The 11,265-nt window shown below is 29.5% G+C and carries 13 protein-coding genes; all 13 read right to left on the bottom strand.

Features of this window, described 5'->3' with window-relative positions; all coding sequences use genetic code 11:
• Positions 1–428 precede the first annotated feature (428 nt).
• Positions 429–722 (bottom strand): putative quinol monooxygenase, encoded by a 294-nt coding sequence (locus T1L09_RS00310; protein WP_210791346.1) that lies wholly within the window; start codon positions 720–722, stop codon positions 429–431.
• A 100-nt stretch (positions 723–822) separates the two neighbouring features.
• Positions 823–1,683 (bottom strand): helix-turn-helix domain-containing protein, encoded by an 861-nt coding sequence (locus T1L09_RS00305; RefSeq protein ID WP_322548947.1) that lies wholly within the window; start codon positions 1,681–1,683, stop codon positions 823–825.
• 796 nt (positions 1,684–2,479) lie between these two features.
• Positions 2,480–3,301, bottom strand: coding sequence for an alpha/beta hydrolase (locus tag T1L09_RS00300; protein ID WP_322548935.1), 822 nt, complete (start codon positions 3,299–3,301; stop codon positions 2,480–2,482).
• 210 nt (positions 3,302–3,511) lie between these two features.
• The gene (locus tag T1L09_RS00295; RefSeq protein WP_322548936.1) at positions 3,512–4,048 is read right to left on the bottom strand and encodes a hypothetical protein; all 537 of its coding nucleotides are present in this window, start codon (positions 4,046–4,048) and stop codon (positions 3,512–3,514) included.
• Between the two features lie 188 nt (positions 4,049–4,236).
• Positions 4,237–4,800 carry a hypothetical protein gene (locus tag T1L09_RS00290; protein ID WP_322548937.1) on the bottom strand — a complete coding sequence of 188 codons (564 nt, stop codon included), beginning with the start codon at positions 4,798–4,800 and terminating at the stop codon, positions 4,237–4,239.
• Between the two features lie 18 nt (positions 4,801–4,818).
• Positions 4,819–5,043 (bottom strand): LapA family protein, encoded by a 225-nt coding sequence (locus tag T1L09_RS00285; protein WP_322548938.1) that lies wholly within the window; start codon positions 5,041–5,043, stop codon positions 4,819–4,821.
• Between the two features lie 4 nt (positions 5,044–5,047).
• A complete protein-coding gene (locus T1L09_RS00280) occupies positions 5,048–5,449 on the bottom strand; it encodes a hypothetical protein (RefSeq protein ID WP_322548939.1) in 402 nt (133 codons plus the stop codon).
• A gap of 331 nt (positions 5,450–5,780) precedes the next feature.
• Complete coding sequence (locus T1L09_RS00275; protein ID WP_322548940.1) at positions 5,781–7,025, bottom strand: WG repeat-containing protein; 1,245 nt, start codon at positions 7,023–7,025, stop codon at positions 5,781–5,783.
• A gap of 162 nt (positions 7,026–7,187) precedes the next feature.
• On the bottom strand, positions 7,188–7,796 hold the full coding sequence (locus T1L09_RS00270; protein WP_322548941.1) for a tetratricopeptide repeat protein: 609 nt from the start codon (positions 7,794–7,796) through the stop codon (positions 7,188–7,190).
• A gap of 24 nt (positions 7,797–7,820) precedes the next feature.
• Entirely contained in the window at positions 7,821–8,348 is a 528-nt protein-coding gene (locus T1L09_RS00265; RefSeq protein ID WP_322548942.1) for a hypothetical protein, read from the bottom strand.
• Positions 8,349–8,539: 191 nt separating this feature from the next.
• A complete protein-coding gene (locus T1L09_RS00260; protein WP_322548944.1) occupies positions 8,540–9,721 on the bottom strand; it encodes an alpha/beta hydrolase-fold protein in 1,182 nt (393 codons plus the stop codon).
• Complete coding sequence (locus tag T1L09_RS00255; protein WP_322548946.1) at positions 9,718–10,101, bottom strand: hypothetical protein; 384 nt, start codon at positions 10,099–10,101, stop codon at positions 9,718–9,720. Before T1L09_RS00255 ends, T1L09_RS00260 begins: the two co-directional genes overlap by 4 nt.
• Positions 10,102–10,249: 148 nt before the next feature.
• A partial coding sequence (locus T1L09_RS00250; protein ID WP_322548945.1) for a phosphotransferase occupies positions 10,250–11,265 on the bottom strand: 1,016 nt, incomplete at its 5' end.

The following is an 11,265-nucleotide window of genomic DNA, read 5'->3' as shown; positions in this document are numbered from 1 at the left end:
TGAAACTTTCAACGATGTCAATCGAAAAGACTTAAAGCGCTATTATAATCCGTTTCCGTATCAAAAAAGCCTTATGCATTGGTGAGGGAAAAGTCCATTCGAAGAGGATTACGCACAACGGTTCAGGGCTTTGCGAAGGAGCGGAATAGAAAGTAGAAACTTTCAACTTTGCACAGACGTAAGCAAAACCATTTTTTTATTTGCTAATTTACACTTTTTGAGCAAATAAAAAATGGTTTTTGCGGATAGAAAGCACAAACGTTGAGATTAGCACTTTACCCGCTCTTTTGCAAAACCCATGTTGTGTGCTGGGCTTCTTCGTCAGTCTAAGCTTAATTTATTTCCACGCTGTTTTAAACATAGGAAGCCTGTACAAATTCATTTACAGAACTTTGACAGGCTGCCATTTTAGAATAATTGTGGTATGTTTATTTAGCCGCTAAAACGTCCAATTTCTCAATAGATGGTGAAGTAGCCAACAATTCAGGTGCATTTTCCATTAACGCCTTTGCAATCTTACCACCAAGATGTGCTTCTCTGCCTTCTTCATCTGAAAAAGTGTCAAAAATGCCAAATGTAGAAGAGTCTATACGGAACGCATACCAGGTAATAGTACCCGCTTCTTCATTAGCAAGTGGCAATGCACTTGTAATAAACTCTTCAACATTTTTTTCTTTTCCAGCTTTTGCTTTTAGTCGAACTAATAATCCTAATTTTTTCATGTCTTTTTAATTTTAAATTAAACCAATTTTCTTTTAACAAATATAGCTCATTTTAGATTGTGAGGCTTTTTTATTTAGTTCAAAAACTTATGAAAAAAGGTCAACTTTTCATAATGTTTTTTGGACTGTAACCAAATTCATTTTTAAAGGCTGTGCTAAAATTTGATAAGCTGTCATAACCAAAGTCCATATAGATTTCTGATGGTGTCGCTTCATTATTAAGCAATATTTTTTTGGCCTTGTTGAGCCGTTTTAGTTGAAACCATTTTCCTGGAGACTCTTGATATAATTGTATAAATTTTCGCTTAAAAGTAGACAGGCTCATATTGCATAGAAAAGCGACCTCATCAATATTCAAACTCGTGTACAGATTTTTTTCAATGACCATTTTAAAAGATAATTCTCTTTCATTGATTAACAATGAATGTAGATAAACAAAAAAAAATTGCCCATACTTATCAGCCAGATACAGCATAATTTCTTCAAATTTCAATTCCAGAATCTTTTGAGAGATTGTTTGATTCAAGCCATAAATTTGTTGAATAGAATTAATAAAATGGATAATATAATTGTCTTTTTCTATAAGGAAATAAGGACTACTGGTAGCTGCTTTATTAAAGTCATTTGGGTTAAAAAAATGCCCATATTTCAATAAAAAATCATTAATGTTTTTTTGAGAAAAGAAAAAGAGTAGGCAACTATAACTATTTGCTCCTACAATTTCTGTTGTTAAAAAATTTCCCGATGCAAGGAGTAAGGATTGTGTATCATCTATCGAAACGATGTCATTTGAAAAGTGAATGTTCTTTTGTCCGTCCAACAAAAAACTGAATACATTTTTGTTTAGGTTAATCTTATTTTTGGAAACATGTTTATGAACTTCGTAGTTAGCAATTTGTAGGTCTGATGTCTCCTTGTAGTTATTTTCAAATAAATGTTCTGGAAAATTTGTAATGTCCATAATATTGTTGTCTTAAAAAACATTTTGGTAGGGCAAACATATTAATTTTTATTTCAAAAATTGTTTGCTAAAGTTTGGATGAATAGGTCTTTAGCCTTGCACACAACGTTTTGCGGCTAGCTGAAGCCACAAAGATTTAAGACTAACCATTTCAAATATAACCATTTTTTTGAATTATTAAGAAACTTTCCAAAAAAAGACCAAGCGTTTGTGGTTTTAGCTAACCGCTGTTGTAGGTTGTAGCAATTTTAATTCAGGCTGCGTAAATTCGGACCGAATTTATGTAAGTTGAATTAAAATAATCAACACAAAGAATTTCCACTAAACTCTTCACGCAAACTTTTTTCAAAGCAAACATTTTTGTCAAACTGTATTTCCTGATTTAAAAATTATTTGATGAATAAATGATTTTCAGTTTTTCTACCTTAAAAACTAAATTTTTTAATGATTTAATTTTTTGATTATTTCTTTGAATTTTCGCAAAACAATTCACGCAAATTTTTCGACAAAGTTCAGTTTTAAGTTTTCACATTAAACACAAAATATTCGCAAAATTATTTTCGACAAAGTTCAAAAATCGCAAAGTTTTTCAAGTGAATTTTCGGTTTAAAAATAGGGTAGAAGTTGATTTCGAAGCGAATTTTCAAGCTATAACCTACAACGTTTTGCAGCTTGGCGATGTGGCGGATTTAGAAGCACTTACTTTCAATTAAGCACTAATGTTTATTAGAAATCCGAATGTTCAATTTAGCACTGAACCCGCCATTTTGCCAAACTGCTGTTGTGCGTTCGGCTTTTATTCTGTTTTGTTGAATGTCCAAATTATTGCTTTTTCTTTAGTCGCTCTAAAGATAGTATTGTGTTTCTCTTTTGGTTCTGGTGAATATTTCCATTTAATATTAGGTAGATTTTCGGTTTTTAATATGTCAGCAAGTTTGCCCACTGTTTCAGAAATGTCTTCTGCACCAGAACCAGCAAACCAAATTCTTTTTTCGTTTTGTGGAAATTTTTCTAAATGCTCTTTTGCGGTTTTTATCAGATATTTATCATTCCACCAAAGCGAAGGGTCAAATGCAATATAATTATCAAACATATCAGGTGTAAGAAAAAAAGTCTCTACAACAAATAAACCTGACAAAGATTCTCCTATAATACTTTTTTCAGAAGTTGTTCTATATCGTTTATTAATTTCAGGAAAAAGTTCTTCTTTTATAAACGCTCTAAATTTTTCAGAACCGCCAACAATTGGTGCAATTTCTTTGTCTTTTGCAACTTCTGTAAATCCAGTTAAATCTCTTCTTCTTTGTGTATTTTCAATACCAACTAAAATCATTGGCGGTATTTTTTTTGCCTTTATAAGTTCAGAAAGAGTATTAGCAATGTGAGGAAAATCTTCGTCTATTATTCCACCATCAGCCATATACATTACAGGCAAAGAGTCTGTAGTTGTTTTATAATCTGGTGGTGTCCAAACATTAATTTTTCTTGTTTCGCTAACTCGTTTTGATTCTATCGAAAATTCATCGTGAACAGGGATTGGGTCGTTGTATTTTTGTGCGTTTGAGCAACTTGTAAGTGTTACAAGTAGAAAAAGTAAGTTATAATAAATGAATTTCATATTTTCTGTTTTTTATGTTAATGTTTTTGCACGCTGTCGTTTTAAGCTGACGCACAACGTTTTGCGGCTTTGTTTCAGTGGCTTTGATTAGACACTGACCAAAACAAATATAAAACAAAATTACGAATCATAGAGGTTTTTCCGAAGGAAAAACCAAGCCCAAGCCATTGAACAAAACCGCTGTTGTGCGTTCGGTTTTTTATTTAAAACTTATTGATTATATGCTAAAATTATGCCCAAACTAGCAAAATTAAAGCCTAATATAGTCATTATTAATCCGATTATAAATTTTGAATTTGGTGAAGTTTCTTTGACTATTATTCCAATTTTTTCAGTTGATAATTTTTTTTGAAAAAATCTTTTAGAAAACAACATTGATTCTTTTACTTCTAAATCTTCAATATTGATAATTTTAATATTATAAATACCAGGATTTTCAATTTTAAATTTATAGAATTCATTTGCTAGCCTTCCTTTGTAGTGGAATTTAAATTTCGGTTTTCTTTCAACAGTATTTATTTTTAGTCCTTTACTCGTTATTTTTGTTTCAAAATTCCCCAAATTATTTGAATAACCACCACCAACTACGCAGATTGAATACAAACCAATTTTATCAAAATTAATTTCATTTTCAGTTAATTTTAATTCACTGATAATTCTGTTTTTATATATTTCAATAAGCATTTTGCTACCAAAGACTGACATAACTAAACCAATTATTCCAACTAGAAGAAATATTATCTGCATTTTATTCTGTTATTTTCTATTTTGTTTTTCTGCGATTTGTTAAACTGACGCACAACGGTTTGCAGCTTGGCGAAGTGGCGGATTTAGAAGCACTTACTTTCAATTTAGCACTAAACTTCATTTGAAAACCGAATGTTCAATTTAGCACTGAACCCGCCATTTTGCCAAACTGCTGTTATAGCCAGTGGTTATTTATTCAACACTACTAGCAGAACCCCAATTTTATCGTTAAAACCCATTACAGGACTTACAAGTTTTACTGAATTAGCTTCTGTATAAACTGTAGTACTTGTAAGGTTAGAAAAAGCTGATGTTTCAAGAGAAGTTCCTTCAAATTTCTTGTCAGACGATAATAAAACAATATTGTCTTTTGGGTTTACAAGTTGCACCAAGTCTGCACCCGATTGCTGTACAAAAACTGTTAGTAGTTGATTTAGATTTTCAGTATTCTCTCTTAATAATTCGCTTCTTACTGACCACGAGAAAACTTCAGTTGCAAACTCAAGGTGTTTTATTTGCAAACTATCAATTTTGCTTTCATATTGAGTTATCAATTGTGTTTTCTCATTATTAAAGTTTTTCTCGTTTATGCGAATTTTAATGGAAAACCAGATAAAAACTACCAACAACAATACGGTTAAAACTGTTGCAACCTTATTATTTTTGAAAAAGCCAACAATTTTTTCTTTGAATGTGTTTTTGGTTTTACTTTGAGAGGTTTCAACCAAATTATTTTTTTCTACTGTACTCATTTTGTTTGTTTTTAGAGATTAACCTTTCTTGTAAGAATCTTCTATTGTTAGTTTTTTCAGAATTGAAAATATTAAACCACCCGAAATTGCACCTAAAATGTAAATTATAGCAGTTGCAAACGACAAAGGTATAGTAACACTCCATTTTAAAAAAGACAACTGTACGGTTTCTAAGTTTTGTACAATAAAAATAACTGCTACTCCAAGCAGGAGTAGCAGTACAAATGTTTTTATAATCCTCATAACATTACTTATTGAAAGTAGTTCGAGAAATTTCTATCCCAGCTGGGTAATTTAAATTTCCTTGTTCCTCTGCTGTAATGAAAATTTCCCTTACATTAAATGGAGTTGTTGTTTTTAAAGTTGCTTTTTTAGAATTTTTGTTAATTAATTGACCAACATTTTTAGTGGTTCCATTTTCAACTACTATCCAAACACTGTAGTTGTTTTTTGGTGGATTTAATCTACTAGCTTCCGCTAAGTTTCTTGCAGTTACTTCAATAACATAATTTTTGTTTTTGTCCTGTTTTTTTGTCGCTGTAATATCCGCAGCAGGCACTGTACTCGAAACAGGAAACTTGGCTGTGCTTGCACAAGATGTCATCAGTGCCACAACTCCAATAATTGCTAAAATTTTGATTATTCTCATTTTTTTAAATTTAATTATTTGTTCCTACTCGTAAGGCTTTTCAGAATCCGCCCCGTTTTTTGAGTGGTCGCTGGTCTCCACTTTTATCTTTTAGTCGTGGCAGTTAAATCAATAACTGTCAAACCTGATTGTTTTTACTCGTGTGTCCGAGATTGCAATGTCGGCTTTCTACCATTGGCTATAACGTTTTGCAGCTTGCATAAGTGGCGGATTAAGGAAGCCTAAACTTTCGGTTAAACACTGACATTTCAAGTACAAAACCAACTTTAAATTAAACCCAAAACCCGCCATTTTTGCAAACTGCTGTTAGCTGTAGGTTTTATTTTTAAATTTAATCTGCATATCTTATAATTCCATCATTTTCAAACCAGAGTTGTTTATACTTCACTGGAATTATTTCCTTTCCATTTTTGTTTATATATCCAACTTTTCCATCTATTTCCACATAAGCGAGTTCATTAATAAAAGGAAAAGCCTTGTCATAAATTGCTGGAATTTTGATTTTTCCTTTTTTATTTATGAAGCCATATTTTCCGTTTTCTTCAAATATTGCTAAATCATTAGTAAAGAAAGGATATTTAGTTTCTTTCAAGTTGAATTTGACTTTAACCTTATTCTTTGTATTTATACATCCATAATTTTCTCTTTTTTTTACAAAAGCCAAACCATTTAAAAATGCACTAGCATCATCATATTCAAACGGTATTTTAGTTTCATTTTCTCGGGTTATATAACCCCATTTTCCATCTTTTAGTACAGGTATTAAATTTTCATTTATGTTAAATCCAACTTTATCATAAATTAATGGAATAACTTCTTTTCCATACTTATTTATAAAACCATATTTTTTTTTATTTTGTACAATATATAGTTCACTGTCATTAATGAAGAAAATATTTTCGTATTTAGGTTCAATAATAACTTTTCCATCAATATTTACTAGACCATTTAGTTTATTTTTATCTATTGTTTCTCGGAAAATTATAATAGAATCCTTTTCAAAATAATGACTTTGTATATCAAATTCTAGGTCTTTATTAAAAATTATCTTACCATTTGAATCTAAAATATGACTTTTTTTATTTTCAGTTTGGCATTTAAAGTGATTAAAACCAAAATTACTTACCATCGTATATTTGAATACCGTCAATGAATCACCTTTACGATTAATTAAACCATACCTACCATTTTTTTTGGCTATTCCAGTATTTCCATAATAGAAGAAGACATCAGTATAATTTTCGAAGTAGTTTTCTTTACCGTCTTTACTAACATAACCATATAAAGAATCTTTAATTACATTAGCGTAATCATCATAAAATTCTGAACCCATATTGAATTTAGGTTCAATTATTTTTTCTCCTTTGGTATTTAAATATCCTATTTTTGGATATTCTTTTGGCTGAATTTTGTAGTACAATATTCTTAATAGATTATCTGACAAAGAATTACTTTCTGTTTTTTGGGGAATTCTCCCAAGAAAATTAATTATATCAATATCTGCTTTTATTTTTTCTTGCGAAAAAGTCCAATTTATTGAGATTAAAAAAAATAAGATTATCAGTTTATTTTTCATATGATTTTTATTTTAACTTACAGCTAACGTTTGGTGGCTTGTGAATGTTGTTTTCTTATGAAAACTACTTTTAATTTGTTTATCGTAAAAGTAATTAATTACGGTGATTCCACCAAATAAAACAATATTTACAAACCGCGGTTAGCGGTTCGGGCTTTTGTTTCATTGGTCAATTCCACCATTGTCTTTATATTTTTGTCTATATTCCGTTTGTTTGTCTATTTGTCCAAGTTCTTCATAAAGTCCCGCTAATTCCCAAAAAGTATATTCAGAAGATGGTCCATTTTCTTCACTTATTTTAAAGGCTTCAATAGCTTCTTCAATTCGTCCTTCGTCACGCAATATGTATCCAAGGTCTTCGGCAACTACATTTTTGTTTGTCGCTAAGGTAAGTCCACTTTTTAAAATGTCAATGCCGATTTGTGAATTTTCCTTTGAATAATATAGTTCGTAGTCGCCAAAACACTCAGATGCAATAGATGGAATTATAGACTTTACTTGGTCGTAAATACTTTCAACTTTTGTTTGTCCATTTGAGCCTTGTTTAATTACAATTTCTGCAATTCGTTCTGGTGTCATAATTCCGATGTAGCAGTCTGTTTTTTCGTTTTCGGAAATTTCAAAAGCCTTTACGAAGTAATAGTTTTCTTCTTCGGGTATAAGTTCAAAGTCTGTCGCTTCAATTGTCCAATTAAGTTCGTTATCATCGTCCTGTTCAGTAACGATAAAAACATTTGTATTTCTTTCTTTATAAATGTCTTTCAGTTTCATAAGTGCCGTGTTTTAGCCTGACCGCTAACTTTCAGTTTCTCTTTGTTTTTCGATTTCGCTCGAATTTATTTTCATTACTTTTTCAATTTGTTCTTTCCAAATTTCTCTTTTATTCACAACAAATTCTTCCATTACATTATCTTTAGTCTTTATAAATATTACGTTATTTATTAAACCCATTGTTTTTCTAAAATCGGTTTTGTCAATTTCATTCAGTTCAATTATTTTTTGGTGTCTTTGCGCAAAATTTATGGCGTTAGTTTGAAATATAATTTTATTTTCGAGTAGATATAAAGTTCCACCTACTGAAATATTGTCTTTAAAATGGTTTGCTAAACCAGAATAAATAATGGATTTTTTATCTATTTTTTCAAACTCTTCGCTAAAATTAATTTTAGAAAACATTTTGAAGTATGAAATAATACTAAAAGTTATAAAGCAGAAAATTGATAAAACAATTGCTATTTCTTCTTTGTTGGTTACGTAGCAATAAATTCCAATTATAATTCCAAAAACTAAACCTGATAAAAGTGAATATTTAAGTTTCTTCATTTAATATTTATTTGTTTTTCAATGTTTTAGTTCGGTTTCTAGTATGACGGCTAACGTTTTGCGGCTTTAAGAAGTTTGGGAAAAACAAGCCAAAATTTCTAGTTAAAAACCGAATATCAAAAGTACAAAACAAACTTTAAATTCAGCAATAAAACCCAAATTTCTTAAAACCGTTGTTGTATGCAGGCTTTTTATTGATTTATAATTTTTTCTATTTCAGATTGTATGTTTAGTTTTTCTTCATTAGAATAAAAAGTATTGTTGATTAATTCTAGTTTTGCTTTTTCTAAATAAAAGTATGCTCTATTCTTGTTATTTAATTTAAAAAATGAGTTTGAAATACTAATGTTGGCATAAGTAAACATTGGATATTCTTCTAATAAAATTTCCCAAACTTCAATTGCTTTTTTGTATTTTTCATCATTATTATATCCATAGGCAATTCCATTTAAAATGGCTAAATTAATTCCCATTTCATATCCATAATGTTTTTTCATTTTTGATTTAAACGAAGAATATTCTTGTTTTGTTAAAGCTAATTCACTTCTTTGAATTTTCGTAACTTCTTCTGACCAATAATTAAAAACGTCGATTAACGAATTTGGTAAAGCAACCGCAGGAACTGCCATGTGTTGGACTTTATAAAATTCTAACCCTTTCCAATCTAATTTTTCATCTATTTTATTTTGCTCTAAAAACGATTTCATTATATCGTAGTCTTTAGTATCTGTATAAGGATCTCCAGTAATAAACCTATAATATACGTGATTTTTTAATTTTATTTTAGACAAATTTAATTGTAGTGAATCTACAAGATTTACGTTTTCTTGTAAATAAAAAGGACTCATGGAAATTACCGATGTGAGCTCGTTAATTTTATTTGTCAAAAGATATGATGAATAATAACCGAAACGAGAATGACCGATGAAGGTTCTAATTTTGCTAGCATTGTATTCTTTTTCTAAGATTGGTAAAAGCTCATCAAAAAGAAAACTTTCTAGTTTTTCACCTTTTGCATTTTCGTTTGTTGAAAGAAAACTAGTGTCTAAATATCGGTTATAATTAGTTTCAGAATTAATACCTATAATGATAGATTCTGGAAGTTCGTCAAAAGAAACTAAGTAATTTATAGTTTCATAAGTTTGTCTATAAATCCGTTTGTTTTGACTGTCGAAAACAATAATTACTGGAAACTTAGTTGCTTTTTCTTTGGTAAAAGTTACAGGCAAGCTAATTGTTATTTTTCTATTTTCTTTTAACGCATTAGAATAAATAATTGTGTCTTTTCCTTGAAAATAGTATTCGGATTCTGCTTGTCCGAAAAGTGTTGTTGTTAACAATACAAAAAGTAAATGTAATACGTATTTTTTCATTTATTAGGATTTTTTAAGCTTGCATACAACGTTTTGCGGCTACAAGAAGTGGCGAACTTCGGAACTGCGTATTTTCTGCTAAGATAAAATTTCTTGCGGAAAATAAACGTGAATTTAGCACTTTCTAAGTAATTTATAGTTTCATAAGTTTGTCTATAAATCCGTTTGTTTTGACTGTCGAAAACAATAATTACTGGAAACTTAGTTGCTTTTTCTTTGGTAAAAGTTACAGGCAAGCTAATTGTTATTTTTCTATTTTCTTTTAACGCATTAGAATAAATAATTGTGTCTTTTCCTTGAAAATAGTATTCGGATTCTGCTTGTCCGAAAAGTGTTGTTGTTAACAATACAAAAAGTAAATGTAATACGTATTTTTTCATTTATTAGGATTTTTTAAGCTTGCATACAACGTTTTGCGGCTACAAGAAGTGGCGAACTTCGGAACTGCGTATTTTCTGCTAAGATAAAATTTCTTGCGGAAAATAAACGTGAATTTAGCACTTTTCTCGCCATTTCTTGTAACCGCTGTTAGCCGCAGTTATTTCTTTTTGTTTCATAATATTCCATCCAATTTCTAATTCTTCCAACATACATTTTGAGATAGTTTTCAGTAAAAAAGATGTTCGACCAATCAAATCTTTGTGCTTGTACACCAAGATAAAATACAAAAATTGATGCTCCAACTTCTGGAATTAATTTAATTTCCTTTTCTGATAAATTTCTTATTTTTTGGTAGCCGTTTAAAAAACTTTCAGTCTTTCGTTCATATTCATTTTTGTCAGATTCTATGAAAAATAATTGTTTGCAAAAATAACCAACATCTAAAATTAACAAACCATTTCCACAATTATCAAAATCAAAAATTGTGATTTCATTTTCATTATTTACGCTCAAATTATCGTACCAAATATCTAAATGAACTACTCCGTTTTTATTGTCTAATAAATTACTTTCTTTAATTCTTTTTGGTATTTTATCACCAATTTCTTTTAAAAATTTCATTTCGTTTAAATCTTCTGAAAAAAATGATGTAAGATGATTATAAGATTCATTTAAAAGAATTTCAGAATCATAGTTTATCCTGTCTATTTTTTTATTTTCGGTTATATTATGAATTTTAGCCATTAACGCACCAATAGAATAACAAGTTTCATTAGACATAAAACGCATTTTTTCGCCTTTAGCAAACGAAAAAAGTACTGCATAACGAATTCCTTCAGGAGCATTTATTTCTTGAATTAAGCTTCCATTTACATCTGAAATTGGATGCGAAACTGCAAGGGATTTTTCTTTTAGTAGATTTAATAGCTCTAATTCTTGTTCAATTTCTATTTTTGTTCGCCATTTATAACAGTATATTCTAAAAACAAATTTAGTTTCATTATTTGAAATAAAGTAAGTGTGATTTACTCCAGTTCTAAATAATTTGCAATTAAAATCTTCGTTTAGTTTGTACTTTTCCTTTATAAAATTCGCTAATTCTATTTCTGATAATGTTGAAGCTATTACTGGAAAAGTTGTCATTTTCTGCGGATTTTTTTTTT

The sequence above is a fragment of the Flavobacterium psychraquaticum genome (assembly GCF_034497725.1).
GTDB lineage: Bacteria > Bacteroidota > Bacteroidia > Flavobacteriales > Flavobacteriaceae > Flavobacterium > Flavobacterium psychraquaticum.
The sequence above is the reverse complement of the archived record's forward strand: the minus strand, read 5'-3'. Positions and strand labels throughout refer to the sequence as shown.